Source organism: Enhygromyxa salina, from assembly GCF_002994635.1.
GTDB lineage: Bacteria > Myxococcota_A > Polyangia > Nannocystales > Nannocystaceae > Plesiocystis > Plesiocystis salina_B.
Map to the genome: position 1 here is coordinate 128,584 of NZ_PVNL01000035.1, position 17,866 is coordinate 146,449.

General features: G+C 66.9%; 13 protein-coding genes and 2 pseudogenes. 6 read left to right on the forward strand and 9 right to left on the reverse strand.

Features of this window, described 5'->3' with window-relative positions:
- The first annotated feature begins 164 nt into the window (after positions 1-164).
- A complete protein-coding gene (gene hemE / locus ENSA7_RS07555) occupies positions 165-1,205 on the forward strand; it encodes a uroporphyrinogen decarboxylase (protein WP_106088528.1) in 1,041 nt (346 codons plus the stop codon).
- Positions 1,206-1,215: 10 nt separating this feature from the next.
- Complete coding sequence (locus ENSA7_RS07560; protein WP_181233387.1) at positions 1,216-1,821, forward strand: peroxiredoxin family protein; 606 nt, start codon at positions 1,216-1,218, stop codon at positions 1,819-1,821.
- A gap of 9 nt (positions 1,822-1,830) precedes the next feature.
- Here the strand turns inward: ENSA7_RS07560 and ENSA7_RS43325 are convergent, their stop codons facing one another.
- A complete protein-coding gene (locus ENSA7_RS43325) occupies positions 1,831-2,487 on the reverse strand; it encodes a class I SAM-dependent methyltransferase (protein ID WP_181233389.1) in 657 nt (218 codons plus the stop codon).
- A gap of 435 nt (positions 2,488-2,922) precedes the next feature.
- Between ENSA7_RS43325 and ENSA7_RS07570 the strand changes: the two genes are divergently transcribed.
- A complete protein-coding gene (locus ENSA7_RS07570) occupies positions 2,923-3,540 on the forward strand; it encodes a lytic transglycosylase domain-containing protein (RefSeq protein WP_219907927.1) in 618 nt (205 codons plus the stop codon).
- A 245-nt stretch (positions 3,541-3,785) separates the two neighbouring features.
- Here the strand turns inward: ENSA7_RS07570 and ENSA7_RS07575 are convergent, their stop codons facing one another.
- Both ENSA7_RS07575 and ENSA7_RS07580 read right to left on the reverse strand, forming a co-directional pair.
- Complete coding sequence (locus ENSA7_RS07575) at positions 3,786-4,781, reverse strand: hypothetical protein (RefSeq protein ID WP_106088530.1); 996 nt, start codon at positions 4,779-4,781, stop codon at positions 3,786-3,788.
- 243 nt (positions 4,782-5,024) lie between these two features.
- Positions 5,025-7,763 carry an energy transducer TonB gene (locus ENSA7_RS07580; protein ID WP_181233391.1) on the reverse strand — a complete coding sequence of 913 codons (2,739 nt, stop codon included), beginning with the start codon at positions 7,761-7,763 and terminating at the stop codon, positions 5,025-5,027.
- 101 nt (positions 7,764-7,864) lie between these two features.
- Between ENSA7_RS07580 and ENSA7_RS07585 the strand changes: the two genes are divergently transcribed.
- A complete protein-coding gene (locus ENSA7_RS07585) occupies positions 7,865-9,790 on the forward strand; it encodes a cation:proton antiporter domain-containing protein (RefSeq protein ID WP_106088532.1) in 1,926 nt (641 codons plus the stop codon).
- Positions 9,791-9,799: 9 nt separating this feature from the next.
- Here the strand turns inward: ENSA7_RS07585 and ENSA7_RS07590 are convergent, their stop codons facing one another.
- Positions 9,800-11,128 (reverse strand): tetratricopeptide repeat protein, encoded by a 1,329-nt coding sequence (locus tag ENSA7_RS07590; RefSeq protein WP_106088533.1) that lies wholly within the window; start codon positions 11,126-11,128, stop codon positions 9,800-9,802.
- A 188-nt stretch (positions 11,129-11,316) separates the two neighbouring features.
- Positions 11,317-12,498, reverse strand: coding sequence for a M20 metallopeptidase family protein (locus ENSA7_RS07595; RefSeq protein ID WP_106088534.1), 1,182 nt, complete (start codon positions 12,496-12,498; stop codon positions 11,317-11,319).
- 61 nt (positions 12,499-12,559) lie between these two features.
- Between ENSA7_RS07595 and ENSA7_RS07600 the strand changes: the two genes are divergently transcribed.
- On the forward strand, positions 12,560-13,072 hold the full coding sequence (locus ENSA7_RS07600; protein ID WP_244923740.1) for a C-GCAxxG-C-C family protein: 513 nt from the start codon (positions 12,560-12,562) through the stop codon (positions 13,070-13,072).
- 265 nt (positions 13,073-13,337) lie between these two features.
- Here the strand turns inward: ENSA7_RS07600 and ENSA7_RS07605 are convergent.
- The 4 genes and pseudogenes from ENSA7_RS07605 to ENSA7_RS07615 form a co-directional block, all read right to left on the reverse strand.
- Positions 13,338-13,994, reverse strand: a pseudogene (locus tag ENSA7_RS07605) (DarT ssDNA thymidine ADP-ribosyltransferase family protein); the annotation flags it as partial.
- Positions 13,995-14,034: 40 nt separating this feature from the next.
- Positions 14,035-14,322 (reverse strand): annotated as a pseudogene (locus ENSA7_RS46105) (DarT ssDNA thymidine ADP-ribosyltransferase family protein); the annotation flags it as partial.
- The gene (locus ENSA7_RS07610) at positions 14,319-15,254 is read right to left on the reverse strand and encodes a macro domain-containing protein (protein WP_106088536.1); all 936 of its coding nucleotides are present in this window, start codon (positions 15,252-15,254) and stop codon (positions 14,319-14,321) included. The pseudogene ENSA7_RS46105 and the gene ENSA7_RS07610, both read right to left, overlap by 4 nt.
- A gap of 65 nt (positions 15,255-15,319) precedes the next feature.
- Positions 15,320-15,943 (reverse strand): class I SAM-dependent methyltransferase, encoded by a 624-nt coding sequence (locus ENSA7_RS07615; RefSeq protein ID WP_181233395.1) that lies wholly within the window; start codon positions 15,941-15,943, stop codon positions 15,320-15,322.
- Between the two features lie 129 nt (positions 15,944-16,072).
- On the opposite strand from ENSA7_RS07615, the gene ENSA7_RS07620 reads away from it, so the two are divergent.
- Positions 16,073-17,866 (forward strand): serine/threonine-protein kinase, encoded by a 1,794-nt coding sequence (locus tag ENSA7_RS07620; RefSeq protein WP_181233397.1) that lies wholly within the window; start codon positions 16,073-16,075, stop codon positions 17,864-17,866.

The following is a 17,866-nucleotide window of genomic DNA, read 5'->3' on the forward strand; positions in this document are numbered from 1 at the left end:
ACCAAAATGCGGAGACCACGGGTTTCGGGGGCTTCAGCGCCGCTGTGCGGAATGCGCATAGGTCGTCGAGCGGGCCGCGCTGAGAAGATCCGGCTGCTCCCCACCCGCGCATGTTCCCCGCCCGCGCATGTTCCCCGCCCGCGCATATATAGTGTCGCCGCGCGATGCCGATCCGCAACACCAGCTTCCTCGACGCCTGCCGTGGTCACCGACCCGCGCAGACCCCCGTGTGGCTCATGCGTCAAGCGGGGCGCTACCTGCCCGAGTACCGCGCGATCCGAAAGCGGGTCTCGTTTCTCGAGCTGTGTCGCACGCCTGAGCTCGCGGCGGAGGTCACCGTGCAGCCGATCGATCGCCTGGGTGTCGACGCGGCGATCTTGTTCAGCGACATCCTGGTCGTGTTCGACGCGATGGGCGTCGCTGTCGAGTTCAACCCAGGCCCACAGCTGCCCAAGCCGGTTCGCACCACCGCCGATATTGCGGCGCTGCGCTGGGGCGATCCCGTCGACGAGGTCGGCTACGTGATGGACGCGGTCCGGGCGTGCAAGCGCGCGCTCGCGGACCGGGTCCCGCTGATCGGGTTCTGCGGGGCCCCGTTCACGACCGTCAGCTACCTGATCGAAGGTGGCGGCAGCCGGGACTTCCTGGAGGTCAAGAAGCTGATGTTCTGCGAGCCCGTCGCGTTCGGCCGGCTCATGGCCAACACCACCGAGCTGCTGGCCCGCTATCTGATCGGCCAGATCGACGCGGGCGTCGACGCGGTGCAGATCTTCGACAGCTGGGCCGGCGCCCTCGGGCCGCGCGACTACCAGACCCACGTGCTGCCCCACACGATCGCGCTGGTCGAGGCCGTTCGTGCTCACGTGCCCGCCGGGCGCGAGCGGGTCCCTGTGATCTTGTTCGCGCGTGGCAACGCCAACACCCTCGCGCTCACGGCCACTGCGCCCGCGGACGTGATCGGGATCGACTGGAGCATCGAGCTCGACGACGCGATCGAGGTCGTCGGTTCAGATCGCGTGGTCCAGGGCAACCTAGATCCCGGCGTGTTGCTGGGGCCACCGGAGCTGATCCGCGAGCGCGTTCGGGCCACGCTGGCCGCTGGCGCGGGGGCCAAGGCGCATGTCTTCAACCTCGGACACGGGATCTCGCGGTTTACGGATCCCGACCACGCCAAGCTGATGGTCGACACGGTTCACGGTCTGTGACAGCCAGATGATGGTTTTGCGTCGATGCGTGTGGTCGGGCGGGCTGCTGAGCTTGCTGAGCATGCTGAGCTTGCTGATCTCGCTGAGCTCGCTGAGCATGGGGGCGGCTGGTTGTCGCGCGCCGACGACCACGGCGCCGGTCGTCGAGCCGATCGAGGCCGAGGATCCTGCCGCGCCGATCATCCCGGCACAGCCGGCGAATCGGGCCGCTGGCGAGGAGCTCGAGGCCACCATTCCGGTGGTTGGGGGGCGGTCGTTCGAGCTGTCGAGCCTGCGTGGTCAGCCTGTGTTGCTGGAGATCTCCGCCAGCTGGGAGCCGGGGTTTGTCGAGGCGCACGACCTCTATGCCGAGCTGCTGGGTGAGCACAGCGAGCTCGAGGTCATCGTCATCGTCGCGGATCCGGCCGACGCTGGGTTGGAGGGGCTGTCGCCCGCGTTCACGCTGGCGTGGGATCCCGCGGGCGCGCTGGCAGCCAAGTTCTCGGTGGCCACGTTTCCGACGATGTTCGTGATCGACCGCAGCGGCCGGATCACGCGGGTGGTCAACGGGTGGGACGACGCCGTTCGAGCCGAGCTCACGGACGCGGTCGCGGGGGCGGTCGCGGCGGCTCCGTAGCGCTCGGCTTCACGCGGGCACGAACTCGAGCACGTACTGATACTCGAGCAGCTCGAGATCGTTGCGCGCGAGCCGAAACCCCGCCGCCTGCATGTGCTCGCTGATCTGCTCGGGGCTCATGCGCATCGCTTGCGGTGGGCCGGGCGCGTGCTCGGGTGCGTCCTTGCGAAAGTCGACGATGATCACCCGCGCGCCTGGGCGCAGCTGTTTGGCCACAGCTTGAAAGTACGCCTGAGGTTGGGCGAGGTGATGGAACACGTTGCACATGAACACGAGGTCGACCGGCTCGGGCAGCTTGGGCTCGTCGGCCTCACCGAGCACGGCCTCGAGGTTGGCGTGGCCTTCGTCTGTGGCCCGCTGAGCTAGCCACTCGACCATCTTGGGCTCGATGTCGACGGCGTAGACCTGGCCTTGCGGAGCCGCGGCCGCGAACCGAACGGCGAAGTAGCCTGTGCCCGCTCCGAGGTCGGCGATCTTGGCGTCGGCCGCGACCGCGAGGCTGGCGATGACCTCGTCGGGCCGCTGCCACGCCGCGCGCTCGGGTGACTCGAACCGCTCGGTCCACGCTTGCGGGTCCTCGAAGGTGTGACCTTTGTATCCGTGCTCGTTGAGCTCCGCGCCGTGACCGTGACCGTGGTGACCGTGCTCGGGGTGACTTGGAGGCACGTCGGCGCTTGTCTCACGCTTGGTGCAGCTGAGACATAAAACCAATGTGGCCATGACCACGCGATGAACCGAGTATCCGTGTGCGCGTCGCATTTTCGGGTGGAGGTTAGTGCAATTGAGGTTTTGTAGGACACCAGCTTGGCCGGCGCGGCTGGCTCGGTTGACACGGGCGTGCGCGTGGAACAACGATCGACGCTCGTGGTGATGCGGCGTGACGATGGCGGCACTTGGTGTCCGCCGCCCCGACGCTGGTGGCTGGGGCTGGGGGTGCTGACGATGGCGATGGCGTGTGTGGCGGGCACGCGCACGCGCGGGCCGACGGGGCAGACTGCGAGCTTGGTGGATGGGGCGGCTGGGTTGGAGCAGGGGGTAGACGCCAGCGTGACGGGTCCCCCGTCGGTAGGGGCAAATTCGGGATCGGTCGACGCCGCGCCTGTGGCCACACCTCTGATCGAGCTCGACGCCGACACCCTCGCCGCTGCGAGCAAGCCCAAGCCCAAGGTCGCGCTGCCGTTCGACGCCGAGCAGCTCGAGCGGATCTACGCCGTGCAAGACATTGTCGCGGCTGCCTCTGCTGCACATGGCGTGGACCCGGCGCTGATCAACGCGTTGATCTGGGTCGAGAGCAAGTTTGACCGGCGCGCGCGCGGCCCCGCTGGGGCGCAGGGGTTGATGCAGCTGATGCCCAAGACCGCTGGCGCGATGGCCGAGCGGCTCGGTCGTCGGCGTGACTCCTACAACCCCGACTTCAACATCCACGCGGGGACGTTGCTGCTGTCGCGTCTGCTCGATCGCTTTGAGGGTGACGTGACGCTGGCGCTGGCGGGGTACAACCGTGGCGGTGGGACGGTCTCGAAGTGGGTGGCCGCTGGTGAGCCGCTGCCTGCTGGGGCGCAGGGGTTTGCAGATCGCGTGCTGGAGGCCCGGGGCTGGTTTGAGCGCTTGCCGAGCTCACCCAAGCGCCGGCCGGCGGCCACGCCCAAGCCGGCTGCCACGCCCAGCTCTGGGCCGATCAGCCGGCTAGACACCAGCGCGCTCAGCTTGGCCCTCTGAGACAAACCGGACTGAGAGTCTTTGCGGGAGACAAACCGGACTGAGAGTCTTGGCGAAAACGTCCGTCGGTGAGAGGGTTGAGGCAGCGCGCCCGCACGCGAGAGTCGCAGTCTCGCGCCCGTTTTCGTCGCACCGAGCCGAAAACACGCGCCTACACACGCGCCGACGCACAAAATCTCGCTCCAAACCAATGCTAACGGGCGGGATGGCCTCGAGCGACCCCGCCATCACCGATGTCCACACACTCAGCAGATCGGGTGCGGCGCAACCGTGACCCCGGCGAACCGCCGCAGCCAGTACGTCCCCGCCGGAAACACCGCCGCCGAGTCCCCGGCCAGCCACGACGCCCGCGCGGCAGCATACTCGCGCTCCCACTCACGATCCCGCTGCAGCTGCGCCAAGCGTCGCCACTTGCACGACGCGGCCACCTTCGGCGTCACGGTGAATCGCTTCTCGAAGCTGACCACCTGCCGGTACCACTTTTGCCGAGCAACCTTGCTCGGGGTCATGAATTTCCGGTTCCGGGCCCGAAACTCGGTCTGAATCTCTCGCTCCTTCTCCCGCACCGTCGCCGCGAGCTTCTCGTAGAGCGCGTCGTCATCGAGCTCGAGAAAGATCGGCGGCCGCACGAGCGTCAACGACACCTTCTCCGGCATGTCGCCTTTGGGATCGAAGAAATCCTCGGGTCGCTTGAACGTCCGCGTCTCGCCAAATCGCCAGTCCGCGGTCGTGAACCCCTGCCACTTTCGGCTCCACTTCACGAGACCCGCCGTGACCGGGTTAGCGATTGTATAAACGAGGTCCATGAAGGTCGCGTCGTCGGTCGGCCGCAGCGTGTCGCAAGCTCCGTTGGCCCAGAACGCGCCGGACCGCCCGTGCTCCCCGTTCAGAGCGCGGGCGAGCGTGCTGTTGAACAGCTGCTTCCACGCGACGAGCTCGCCGCGCGGGTCCGTGACGTCGATGTGGTAGTGGTTCGACATGAAGACGGCCGAGTGGATCTGGATGCCGTGCTCGTTGGCGGTGTGGGCCAGCAGATAGCCGATGAGGTTGAGGAGCTCCGCCGGTTTGTGACCCGGGGTGAGGAACAGTCGGCGCTCGAGGCAACGCTTGGTGACCTTGTAGCTGCTGTGGGGATGGATCGGCCGAGCGCGAACCCGCGCGTGGGGGCGGGCTTGGCCGCGGGCTCGATTTTCCGCCCGACGGGCGGCGCTGGCTTGTTTTTGCGCGTTGGAGATGGCCACGCAGGGTTCTCGGCCCGCGGATGGGCCGTTTGCACGGGTTCTGCGGCGGACTGCAAAAAATGTGGCCGCGACCTGAACTAAAGATCAAAACCCGAACGCGAGTCCGGTCCGCCTGAGGGTCTACTCTGTGCTCGAACCTACCAAAACGAACCTGATCCTAAGATCGAAATGAGGACTCAGAGTCCGGTCCGCGTTCCGGTCTTCCGGTCCGGTCCGGTCCGGTCCGCGTTCCGGTCTCCGTCCTTACCACTCGAACTTGAGCCCAACCGAGGGCAGGATCGGCAGCCCAGCAATGTTCCGCTTCTGCGTGAAGTCGTACGCATAAAGAATCCCCTCAACATTCCGCCGATTATACCCATTCTGAACATCAACATAAGCAGTGAGCCCAACATAACGCCAACTCCACTTCTTATCAACCCGCAGATCCAACTGATGAAACGCCGGATGCCGAGCAGAGTTCCGCGGACCCGTAATCGGAAAGTATCCGCCGTCGCTCGCATCGACAACCCCCCTATACACAGGCGTATAAGGGTTCCCACTAACCAACCGAAACCTCCCCCCAAGACTCCACCCGCGCGGCAACTTATACACAGCCAGCAGCGTGAGAATGTGCGGCTGATCAAAGTCAAACCGGGCCAGCCCCTCGCCATCGTTCAGATCATAAAACGCACGGCTGAACGTATAGCTAACCCACCCAAACAGCTTCTTCGTCAGATCCTTGCGAATCAACAACTCGAGCCCAGCGACGTGCCCAAAGCCCTCATTATCAAACCGCTCAGGTACAATCGCAGTCCCACTCCCGGTGTTGAGCACCAGTGCGGAAGTCGGGACCGCGATCGAATACACATACTTATAAAATAGCGTCGCCTCGACCAGTAACCCATAATCATCAAACACATGCGCAACCCCGAGGCTGTTATGAACCGATTTCTCGAGCGCAATATTCGGATTCCCCCAGACCTCGTTGAGCTCAAAGATGTCAGGAAACTGCGAGTACACCCCAACGCCGCCCTTGAGCGTCGTGTCATCCCCAACCTGCCAGGCAAAGCGCACGCGTGGATCGAGCCCGGCCCGCTCCAGCACAATGCCATTGTAGGTGAAGCGCAGCCCCGGATAGATCGTGAAGCGATCAGTGGCCGCGATCGTAGACGTAGCGTAAAGCGCCAGGCTCGCAAACGGCCCGCCGAGATCAGCGGCGTTGAACAACCCGTTGCCGCCAGCCCCAACCGCCGGAAACCCCGGCGCGCGCGCCTCGAGGTCATACGAGCCAGCCACAACCTCGGTCCCGAGCCGCAGCGCCGCGCGCTTGCTGATCCGATAGCCCAGCTCACCGCGAAAGCTCAGCTGGTCCCGGACCACCTGAAACGAGAACGTGTCGCCACCGTTGCCCGTGAACAGATCGTGGCGGTAGGAGGGGGTCAGCAGCACGCTCCACGGCCCGTGCTCGGCCTCCCACACCAAGTCCGCCCGATGAAACGCGATCTGAGTATCAAACCCGTCGTTGTCATCCGGCTCGGTGTCGTTGACGTCGGGGTTGACGACCGCGAGCTGATCATCCGACCCAAACACCCGCACGCTCAAGTTGCCATCGCCGAGCGGGTAGTCGAACAGACCCTGATAATCCCAGTAGCGCGGCGCGACGTTGAAGTCGATCCCGGAGCCCGGGGGGATCACCGCGAGCAAGATCGCGTCGACATAGCTGCGTCGAGCCGAGACCGCGAAGCTGCCCTTGCCGACCGGCCCCTCCACGAGCGCGCCCGCGTCGAACAGATCAGCGTCGATGTAGCCGTGGTGTCCGTCACGTCGGCCGCGACGCGGCTGCACGTTGATGATCCCACCAATCGCGTTGCCAAACCGACTGTCGAAGTTACCGGGGATGAAGTCGATCTGCGCGAGGATGTCGGAGTTGAACACCGAGGTGATCGCGCCAAAGTGAAACAGCTGGGGGATCTCGTGGTAGCCCAAATAGGTCTTGGTGTCGGTCGGCGCCGAGCCACGGACCACCAACAAGCCGGCCCCAAACGGCGGACGGGCCACGCCAGGGAAGTTCTGGATGCTCTTGAGCGCGTCGCCTTGGGTGCCGGGCAGCGCGTTGATCTCGTCGGGGGTGATCGTCCGGCGGGTGACCTCGGGCAGCTCGCGATCGGTGGTGACCACGGTGCGATACGGGTTGCTCTCGAGCCGGTGCTGAAAATACTCGAGCTCGAGGATCGACTCGGGCTCGAGCGTCTCGATGTAGTCGAGCCGCTCGTAGCCGAGCCCGAGCACGACGAGGCGCACGTCGCCGGCCGGCACGCCCCGCAGCTCGAAGTAGCCCTCGGCGTCGGTGCGGGCCTCGACCTGCCAGGCCGGCTCCTCGGGTTGCTCGTAGCGGCGGCCCTTGACCTGACCTGCCGGCCAGCCCGGTGGGGCCGGGACCGCGAGCACCGACGCCCCCTCGACGGGCGAGCGCTGCCCAGCCTCGCGGATCCGACCGCGGATCGTGACCGGCGGCGCGACGGCCTGGGCGTCGCTGCCGTCGGGGTTGGCCACGGCTTCATCGGGGATCGCGTCCGGGATCTCGTCCGGAACTGGGGCCGGCGTCGGTGGGCCCAGCTCGAGCGCGAGCGAGAGCACGACCTCGACCGGCTCCCCTTCATAGCTCGCTGGCACGAACTCCAGGCGCGCGACCGCGTCGAGGGCGATCTGGTCGAGCACGGGGTCAACGGACTCGAGCAGCTCGATCTCCTTGGTCGAGCCGTCGACCCCGACGACGTACTGGATCACGATCGTGCCCCCGGGCGGGTGCTCGCGCTCGAGCAGCTGGGCCGGATAGCTGACGCTGATCGTCGACTTGGGCTTGGGGGGGATCAGCTCGCTGACCGGGCCAGCCGCGGGCGGCGGGGCGGCCTCGAGCACACCGGGCCCCAACCACAGCACGATCCCCGTGGCGAACGCCAGGACCCTCACGCCGAGTCGCCTTGGGCCGCGCAGTCCCAGCACGGGCCGCAGCATCCCCCTTCGTGGCCAGGTTGTCACCCTTTGCCTCGCGCGGATCGCCCCGCCGCTGCGATCGTGCAGCGGGCCTGTTAGTGTCGCCGAAGATGGATAGCCGGCTCGACGGTCGCCTCGTTCGACGCTTCATCCCCGTGCTCCTGGTCGCGCTCTCGCTCGGCTGCGAGGTCGACCCGACGGGGCGCTACCTCGTGCTGATCGCGGCGCTGTTCCTGCTCAGCGCGGTCGGCGAGGTCATCTTCGCTCGCACGCAGATCCCCGACGTGGTCTGGCTGATCCTGGCCGGGGTCGGGCTCAACGTCACCGGGCTCATCGACCCCAGCAACCTGGATCCGATCCTGCCGCTGTTCTCGGCGCTGACGTTGATCATCGTGTTGTTCGACGGCGGCCGGCAGATCGTGATCCACGATCTGATCAAGGCCGCGCCGAAGGCTTCGGCGATGGCGTTCCTCAGCTTCATCCTGTCGGTGTGCGGGGTCGCGGTGATCCTGCAGCTCGCGGCGCTGACCGGGCTGCTGCCGGCCTCGTGGACGTTCCTGCACAGCCTGATGGTCGGCGCGATGCTCGGGGGCTCGAGCTCGCTGATCATCATGCCGTCGATGAACCTGGCCAAGGTCGAGGGCAAGGTCTCGAACCTGGTGGGCTTGGAGTCGGCGCTGACCGACGCGCTGTGCGTGGTCGTGGCCGTGGTCTTGATGAACATCATCACCTCCGGCGAGACCAACGGGGGCCAGGCGGCGCTGGTGCTCGGCAAGAATTTTGGGTTCGCGCTGGTGATCGGGTTGATCGCGGGCTGGGTGTGGATGCCTGTGCTGCGCACGCTGTCGGGTAACCCCTACGCGTACCCGATCACGCTCGCCGCCCTGATGATCCTCTACGTGTTCGTGGACAACACGGGCGGCAACCCGGCGATGGCGGTGCTGACCTTCTCGGTGATCGTCGGCAACGCCGAGGCCCTGATGAAGATGATGAAGTTCTCGCTCGGCGACAAGCCGCTCGAGCTCGACGACGCGGTCGTCACCGTTCACTCGCAGGCGGCGTTCATCATCAAGTCGTTCTTCTTCACGTACATCGGGCTGATGCTCTCGCGGCCGGTGTCGCTGTTGTTGCTCGGCATGGTCGTGGGGATCTCGCTGTTCGTGACGCGGATCCCGGCGGTGATGCTGGTCGCGCGCAAGGGCTTCACCGACAGCCAGCGCAAGATGGTCACGATCTCGCTGCCGCGCGGGATGGCGGCCGGTGTGCTCGCGACGCTGCCGGCCTCGGCGAAGTATCAAATCGAGGGCACGGAAGACCTGCCGTCGATGGTGTTCGCCGCGGTCGTGACCAGCATTGCGATCTTCGCCTACGGGTTCCGCAAGGTCCGGTCGGAAGCCCCGGCTGAGGTCGGCGAATCAGTCGAAGCCGGCGCCGCCGTCGAGCTGGTGGACGCGGCGGCCGACGGCTCGGCGACTCCCGAGCCAGCGCAGGCTCAGCGACCCGCGATCGCCACGGCCATGCCCGACGGGGCGGTGTCCCCCACCGCTCAGCTGCCACCCGCGCCGACCGACGAACCATCAGCGCCCGGGCTGGCGGTCGACCCGGGCCTGATGCTCGATGGCCGCCCGGCCGCCGAGCTGGCATCGGAGCCGGGCGCGGAGCAACCGAGCCCGGCACCAGCCAGCCGAAGCGGCACCGCCTACGGGATCGCGCCCGCGCCGATCGAGCCCAAGCCGCCGAGCGAAGCGAAGATGCCGACCGCGCCTGGGATCCCGATGCAGACCATGTTGGGCCTCCCCGCCGCGCCCGGTGGTCCGCCGCCACCCGAAGCGCGGCCCCAGATCGGCGCCAGCGTCATGCCGCCGACCGCAGTCAAGCAGCCCGAGCCCCCGGTGGCCTCGCCGCCGACCGAAGCTGAGCGTGCTCCCAGCGTGACCCCACGACCCGCGCCTCAGTGGCAGCCACCGCAGCCCGTCAACACACCGCAGGCTCCGCCCGACGCCTCCGCGGCGGACTCCGAACCCGAGGAAGACTAGCGCGAGCTACTAGCGCGCGGCTTTGCGGCCCGCGTCGCCGCGGAAGTAGGCGCGCGAGCCGTCGACCCGCGCGACCCCGCGGGTGCGGGCGCCGTCGAAGCTGTCGAGCGCGCGGCTGACCACGTCGACGTCGAACTGCATCTCGACCATGGGCTCGAGCTGGGTGACGTAGTGCAGCGTGAGCTCGCGGGCTTCGTCTTCGGTCGCAGCGATCACGGTGAGATCCGTGGTGTAGCCCTCGGCGCCGTCGGGCCAGTCGGCGGGCGTGCTCTCGAGCTCGGCGCGCACGCGGACCCGAAACGCGTCGGCGATGCGCTCCGTGGTGCCATGGTCGGCGCGGTTGATGGTCTCGAACATGTGCGGCGTGATCCAGTCGCGGCGGCCAGCGAGGCGGGCGACCTCGCGGGCCTCGGTCTTGCGCCCGTACTGCCACAGCGACTCGAACACCTCTTCGGTGACGAGGCTCGCGTAGCCCGTGCCGAGCTCACCGCGATCATGGAACATGATGACCAGATCCAACGCGCGGTAGACCAGGCGCAGGGCGACGTCGAGATCGCCGGCCGGATCGGCGAGTGTCCACGCACCGAGCACCGCGAGCGTCAGCGGGTTGTCCCGCTCGGCCGCGTGGGCGCGCTCCATGGTCTCGCGCGCGGCGTCGTGACGACCCAGGCGGTACAGCGTGATCGCCTGGTTGTAGAGCGCGCTGCCGTGCTCCGACTCGAGCGAGAGCGCGGTCTCGAACCGCTCGATCGCTTCGTCGAGGCGATCGAGATCCGACAGGCAGATGCCGTGCTCGACCAGCATCTCGACGTCGAGCGGATCTTCTTGCAGGTAGGTATCGTAGACCTCTTCGGCCTCTTCGAGCCGAGCTTGGCGACGCAGCAGGGCCCCGAGCGCGGCGTTGGCTTCGACCATGGTCGGCGCGCTCTCGTCGAGGGAGAGCGCGCGGCGGTAGCAAGCTTCGGCCCGGGCTTCGTCACCTTGCCGCTCGAGCACGGCGCCGAGGTTGTAGTGCTGCAGCACGCCGCTGGGGTCGAGCGCGACCGCGACCTCGAAGGCCTCGCGCGCTTGCTCGAGCTCGCCGCACAGATCCAGCACGTTGCCGAGCGCGGTCAAAATGTCGGGCTTGCGTGGAAACTCTTCAGCCGCACGGCGGGCCAAGATCAGCGCGTGGACATAGTCGCCGGTGTCACACAGCCCGCGGATCCACATGCAGTAGATCGGGATGCGATCGTGCTCGGGCAGCTCTGGCTCCCATGAGCTTCGCAGCAGACGTACGGCCGAGTCGGCGGCACCCTGATCGAGCAAGGTCGCGATGGCGTCGAGTTGGGGGCGCATTGGGTCCCTAGCCTGAGTTTTTTTGCATGGGCGCCGAGCCGTGGCAATCGTTATTCCGCGGCTGGAGCCATTCGCGAGTGTCGACTGTGGCCGACCCCAGGATGACCCGGCCCGGCGAGCGTCTGGCGCCAGGCCGGCGGGCCAACTCGGCGGAGCAGCTCCGCCGACGAGTCCGCGCACAGCGCGACTCAGACCGACAAGCGATCGCGCACCAGACCCAGGAACATCTGCATTCCGGTTGGGATCAGCTCGTCGTCGAAGTCGAAGTGCGGATGATGACAGCCAGGCGTGCTCTCGCCTTCGCGCCCAGCCCCCAAGAAGAAGTACGCGGCGGGCACCTCAGCGGCGAAGTAGGCGAAGTCCTCGCCGCCCGCCATCGGCAGGTCACGTCCGTTCAGCGACAGGCCTGGGATGCCAGCGGCGACGCGGGCCACGGCCTCGACACACTCGACGTTGTTGACCAGCACCGGGTAGCCGGTCTCGAGCGCGAGATCGACCTCGACGCCGTAGGCCGCGCCGATGCCCTTGGCGAGCTCACGCATGCGGGCGAGCACGCGCTCGGTCGCGGTGTCCGTGAAGCTGCGCACGGTGCCAGTCATTCGGGCGACCTCGGGGATCACGTTGACGGCCTCACCCGCCTCGAAGGTGCAGACGCTGAGCACCGCACCGCCGGCCGCGCTCAGGCCCCGTGAGATCGCGGTCTGCAAGCTGTTGATCAGCGCCGCGGCAGCGACGATCGGATCGCGGCAGTCCTGGGGTTGGCTGGCGTGTCCACCCTTTCCGCGCACGGTGATCTCGAAGGTGTGGACCTGGGCCATGATTGGCCCCGAGATAACCCTCAGCTCGCCGCGAGGATAGAGCGGCCAATTGTGGAGGCCGTAGATCTCGCTCACGCCCTCGAGCGCGCGCTCGGCGACCATGACCTTGGCGCCGCCGCCGTTGACGCCCTCTTCGGCGGGCTGAAACACCAACCGGACGTTGCCGCCGACGTGCTCGCGATAGCGAGCCAGCATCGCGGCGGTGCCGAGCAAGATCGCGGTGTGACCGTCGTGGCCGCACTTGTGCGCGCGGCCGTCGTGGATCGAGCGCCACTCGAGCTCGGTGTGCTCGGCCATCGGCAGGCAGTCGATGTCGGCGCGCAGAGCGATCGTTCGCCCCTGCCCGTGGAGCTCCGGGCGCAGGTCCGCGATCAGCCCCGTGCGCGCGCACTCTTGCGGCTCGAACCCGAGCTGGGTCAGCCAGCTCTTGATCAGCCGCTGGGTGCGGACCTCCTCGAACCCGAGCTCGGGATGCTTGTGGATGTCCCGACGGATCTCCGTGAGGGTTGGGGCCAGAGCCTCGATCTCGTCAAGCGGGTCCTCCCACGACATGCGCCGCAGCCTATATTAAATCGGCCATGCAACCCAGGACCCGGGCTGCGACACTCGAGTGATGAGCGACCGCCAAGGGGTACGTGGGCACGGACCGATCCGCAGCAAGGCGCTGCTGCTCTACGCGGGTGAGCGAACCCCCCATCGCTCGTGTGGAATTGCGCTGGCCGAGAGCTTCGACCGGCCGAGCGCCGCGTACCAGAGCCTGCGCCGCGGCGGGATCACCGGCCACGGCCAGTGCGGGGCGATCGTCGCTGGTCAGCTGTTGCTTGGTGAGTTTCTGGGTGATCCGGATCCCACCGGCACCGTGACGGCGCCGCTGCGTGCGGCGATGAACCGGTATCTCGAGCGGGTCGAGAGCGAGCTGGATCGCGGGCCAAGTCCCACGCTGATCTGCAACGACATGGTCGCGCCGCACGGAGAGTTCATGGGTGGGGATCGCCACCGGTTTTGCACGGCGGTCGTGGGTCAGGTCGCGCAGCTGGTTGATGAGTTGTTGCGTGAGCATGGGGTGGAGCACGTGGCCACGCCGGTCACGCTGGCTGACGGCTCGGTTGAGGATCATGGCTCCTGATCGGCGACTGAGGAGCGGATTTTGTGAGCATCGAACATCTAGACGTGCAGTGGACGGTCGTCTGTAACGGGTCCGGCAAGGGCGGCATTTGCAGCCGCGAGGTTACACGGCGAGCCAGCCCTGGGAGGCCGCGGAATTCGAGCCCTTGGATCCGCGACAATGGCAAGTCGAGGTCGACGACGCCCGATAGTTCCACCAGCGTCACGCGGCGGCCGGGGATGTCGCAGTGGTTTGCGCGGGCGCCCCGGTTGATCAGTGCGCCCTCTCAGAACGGTGCCTCGTCGTGAATTGCGACCAACGCACGAAAGGCGACGCAGTTGTGAATCCGGACCTCGACCTCGAGTTCGACCTTGGACGTGGGGGCTCTCGGGAGCCGTAGCTTCAAGTCCGAGTTGCCTTGATGTTGGCCCGACCAAGTCCAGGCTCGGGATGTCCCGAGTTCCGAAGCCTGAAGTCCAACGGGGATCACAGAGGTCGGCGACAGCGCGGCGAATCGCAGGTGAAGCATGTCGTTGGCCCAATAAATTCCGTCCAGATGTGGCCACTGGCGGAGAAACAGGCGATCCCCGACGACCCGTATCCGCGACTCCCACTTCGTTCGCGCGGCCGCAGACAAACCGTGAAGGAGGGTTTGACGTTCGGCGCCCGTGCGGCATGCAATAGCGACCAAATGCTCGAGCCCCAGTCGGTCGGGAACGAGTATCTCGGCATGACGATGGAAAGTGATCAGGGACTTGTCTTCGTCGCTCGAGATCGAACGATCGTGATAGACCAACTCAAAGGGAATGGTTTCGAACAGTTCGAGAGAGTCGCCATAAACAACCTCGGGTCGAGCCATACTCCCGTTTGAGAAACACACGCCCGTGCGCGACAGCAGTGCGGCGAGGTTGAAGCAGAAGAACACTGGCACCGGACAGTGAGCGCCGTGCCACCGCTGCTCGCTCGCTCGCTCGAATGCCTTCGTTTCGGTATTGTGTTGGCGTCCGTGGCCGAAAGTACAGCCGCGCGAAACGTCGGTGCTCGGCCGGCGTTTCTGCGATGACCTGAGGGGCCGCGTTGTCGTTGACCATGCTGTCGGTCGAGACTGCCCTCTCACGGCTGAGCAACTCCTCGTGCTCGATGATGCGTGCCGCATTGTGGACCTCAGTGAAGTGATAGGCGAAGCGTGGCCACCACGGGATGTTTCGCCGGCGACAGCGCTCCGTCCAGACATGTACGTGACGCTCGATGCGCGGCGCCCAGGTCTTCAATTCGCGCGATGCTCCGTCGCTTGGGCGATGAACAAGTCCGCGGTGGGCCGGCCTGGTGGCGGCGCAAAACGAATGCCCGGATGCAACTCTGGCGCGTCGATAGAGCCATCTACGAACGCGATGGACTCGATGTATCGCAAGCGCTGTAGGTGGTGGGCGAGGAGCGCCGAGTCTTGCTGGCAGAAGCCCGGCAGCGACATCGCGGGGAGGGCACCGCGCATCAACAGTTTGTTCCATACGTGCTGGAGGCTCTCACCAGTCACGCGCAGCCGTCGCTCGCCATCCTCTATTTCGATCGCCGGAAGTGGCGGTGGCTCCTCGGCCTCTGGAGGACCGGAGAACTCGATGTCAATCGCGTCCTCGTGGCCGAACAGCCTCATGAAGTCCTGCAGGACTTCATGAAAGGAGATCGACTCAGGGGTTTCGCTGAGTGTCTTTGGGTCGACTGGTGTGGGGTGACGGTCGCCCTGATGCTCCGGCACGAATTTGGGGTCATTGATTCGGGTATGGATAAATACGGGGATCGGAAGTGGTCGTAAGTATTGGTCCATCAGGCGTTTGACGTGCGCCCAGTCGAGTCCGCCGTTTCCGCAACCCAGCTGTGGGAAGGACACACTCGTGATGCCGCGGGCCTCGTACTCGGCTACAAACTTTTTGAGTCCGGCCTCGATCCACTCGAGCTTCGAGGGCGACCTCCAGTGCTGCTTGGTCGGAAAGTTGAGCACCCACTTGTTCGAGGTCCGAAACAGGTATAGTTGACCGACGGTCAGCGTCCCGGTGCGGCAGTGCTCCTGGTAGCGCTCGAACATCGCTGGGTAGCGACGCTTGAATTCAGCCGCGATGCCCTTGCCCATCACGCCGACGGTGTTGACGGTGTTGACGAGCGTCTGAGCTGGAGACTCGAACAGATCGTGGCAGACGTAGTGGAGCATCGGACGCACCAAGTATACTCCCGTGCATCTCGCGCCGCTGGCACCGCGTTTTGTGCGTCGGTCAGTCACCACATCAACCCCGCCCGGCGCGCGTAGATGTGAACCTTCGTCCCCCGCTTCCAGCTCGCGTCCAGCCGAACCACCTCGCGCAGCTCGAACGCCGGGTGCGGATCAAAATCCTGCAAGCTAACCAGCGTGCGCAGCCGCGGGAGCTCAACCATGCGCCGCTGCAGCCGAGCCATGAACGCCGACGAGAACGCCGTCGAGCAGGTGTAGATCACCGTAGCCTGATCGAGCGGGTGCCGCAGCATGTCAGCCCGCACGAACGAGGCGCGCCGAGTGCCGGCGACCCGCTCGCGCTGGGCCTGGGCCAGCACCCGCGCGGCGACGTCCACCCGGGTGGCGGACAGCTCGACGCCCAGCGCACGGCCCACTGGGGTGGTCATCGCGGCCAGCAGCACGACCTTGCCGAGTCCAGATCCGAGATCGACAAACTGATCCCGCCGACCCAGCCCCAGCCGGGCGAGCAGGCGGATCGTCGCGGTCGGTCGCAGCTCTCCGTAGATCGGCGACCCCGCGGAGCGCTCGACCGCACGTCGGTCGCCGGTCGGGATCTCGAACCCGTCGAGACGCAAGCCACGATACAGGCGACGCAGCTCCGCACGTGGATCGCTGTCGCGGGCGCTCAAGCACCCGTAGTCTACGGGCTTGGCCCCACGCGCGCTCGTCGTTCGGTCGGGGGCCAAAAAAATTGCCTCAGGCACAATCTCGATCGCCGCGACCGGGTACTAACTCGCCGACTCGTGATGACGGCCCTCGTGAAGACCCCTCCCGACCAGCCTCTCCTCACTTCGCTGCCCGCGCCTGCTCCCGGTGACGAGCGCGCGGACATCGAGCGCACGGCTCCGGCCGCGCCGGACCTGCCCATGCTCGAGCTCGAGCGCCTGCGTCGGGAGGTCAAGTCGCGCCTGTTCGGGACTGAGCAGGGCCAGGTCAGCATCGATCGCTACCGGATCCTGAGCTGCGTCGGTCAAGGCGGGATGGGCATCGTGTATGCGGCGCGGGACGAGCGGCTGGGTCGGACGGTCGCGCTCAAGCTGCTGCGCCCAGACCTGAACCGGCTCGGCAGCGACGGACACGCAGATCTCGCGAAAGAGGCCCAGTCGCTGGCCAAGCTCTCGCACCCGAACGTGGTCGCGGTGTTCGACGTGGGGGAGCACGACGGGCAGCTGTTCGTGGCGATGGAGTACGTCGAAGGTCAGAGCTTGCGCCGCTGGCTCGAGACCCCGCGCTCGCTCGCGGCGATCCTCGAGGTCTACATCGCGGCCGGCGAGGGCCTGGCCGCGGCTCACAAGGCGGCGCTGATCCACCGCGACTTCAAGCCCGACAACGTGCTGGTCGGCGCCGACGGGCGGCCGCGGATCCTGGACTTTGGACTGGCGCGCGGGCCAGAGCCGCAGGTCGCCGCGCGACCGCCAGCGTTTGCCGACAGCGCCGAGGCGACCGCGACCAGCCTCTCGCGGCATGGCGTGCTGCTGGGGACGCCGGCCTACATGGCGCCGGAGCAACACCTGGGCGAGCGGGCCGACGCGCGCAGCGATCAATTTGGGTTCTGCGTGGCGCTGTACCAGGCGCTGTACCGGGCGTTGCCGTTCCCGACCGATGATCTGCGCGCGCTCTCGCTGGCGATCGTCGCGGGCAAGCTGACGCCGCCGCCGGTCGTGCCGGGCGTGCCGGATCGGCTGCGTCGGTTGGTGCTCCGCGGGCTGCGGGTCGAGCCCGACGCGCGCTACCCCAACATGGAGACCTTGCTGGCCGAGCTGCGTGACGTCCGGATCGGCCTCGACACCCTCGCCGAACCGGCCGCGCCCCCAGCCTCGCCAGGGCCAAGCTATGACACTCGCGCGATCGAGCGTGCGTTTGGCGTGGGGCCGCGCGCGGACGCTGGCGGCGGCCGTCGCCCCTCGCTGAGCGAGGCCGAGGTCGCGGAGATCGCTGACGAGGTCGGGCTCGAGCTGCACGCGTCGAGCCCCGACTTGGGAGTCGACGCGACCGCGGGTGAGCCCAACCATTTCAAGGCCGGCGAGCGCACCCACTTCGGCATGCCGTCGACGATCCTCGCCGAGCGAGAGCTCTCCGCCCTGCCCTCGTTCGACACCCAACGCCGGGTCGTCCGCGAGCTCGAGCGCAACCTCGGCGGCACCGGCGGCGTCGAGCAATTCGAGGGCGGCATGACCTGGGCCAACCGCGAGGCCGAGGTCAGCATCGATCGTCAGCCCGGCGGCGCGCGCCTGGTGATCCGCCGCAGCTTCGCCACGCTGGCCCGCAAGCGGCGGCGCCGAGGCATCGTGCTCGGGGGCTTCCTCGGGTTCTTCACGGGCGCAGTGCTGACGGATCTGCTGCCGGGGCTGCTCGTCGCGTTCGAGCCGGTGCTGGTGTTCTCGGGGCTCGGTCTGGGGATCCTCGCCGGGCTCGAGGTCACCAAGAAGATCCACGAGCGCCAAATGAGCGAGGAGCGAGAGCTGCTCGGGTGGGTGTCCGAGCGGATCGCCGCCCTCGTCACGGCCGAGCGTGACCAACAGGCGCTACCGTCCAAGACCTCTGGGCGCTGA

Bases quoted from the DNA above. Each gene is read 5' to 3' on its own strand.
- hemE (WP_106088528.1), top strand. From the start codon at position 165: ATGCCGATCCGCAACACCAGCTTCCTCGACGCCTGCCGTGGTCACCGA.
- ENSA7_RS07560 (WP_181233387.1), top strand. From the start codon at position 1,216: ATGGTTTTGCGTCGATGCGTGTGGTCGGGCGGGCTGCTGAGCTTGCTG.
- ENSA7_RS07585 (WP_106088532.1), top strand. From the start codon at position 7,865: ATGGATAGCCGGCTCGACGGTCGCCTCGTTCGACGCTTCATCCCCGTG.
- ENSA7_RS07590 (WP_106088533.1), bottom strand. From the start codon at position 11,128: ATGCGCCCCCAACTCGACGCCATCGCGACCTTGCTCGATCAGGGTGCC.
- ENSA7_RS07595 (WP_106088534.1), bottom strand. From the start codon at position 12,498: ATGTCGTGGGAGGACCCGCTTGACGAGATCGAGGCTCTGGCCCCAACC.
- ENSA7_RS07600 (WP_244923740.1), top strand. From the start codon at position 12,560: ATGAGCGACCGCCAAGGGGTACGTGGGCACGGACCGATCCGCAGCAAG.
- ENSA7_RS07610 (WP_106088536.1), bottom strand. From the start codon at position 15,254: ATGCTCCACTACGTCTGCCACGATCTGTTCGAGTCTCCAGCTCAGACG.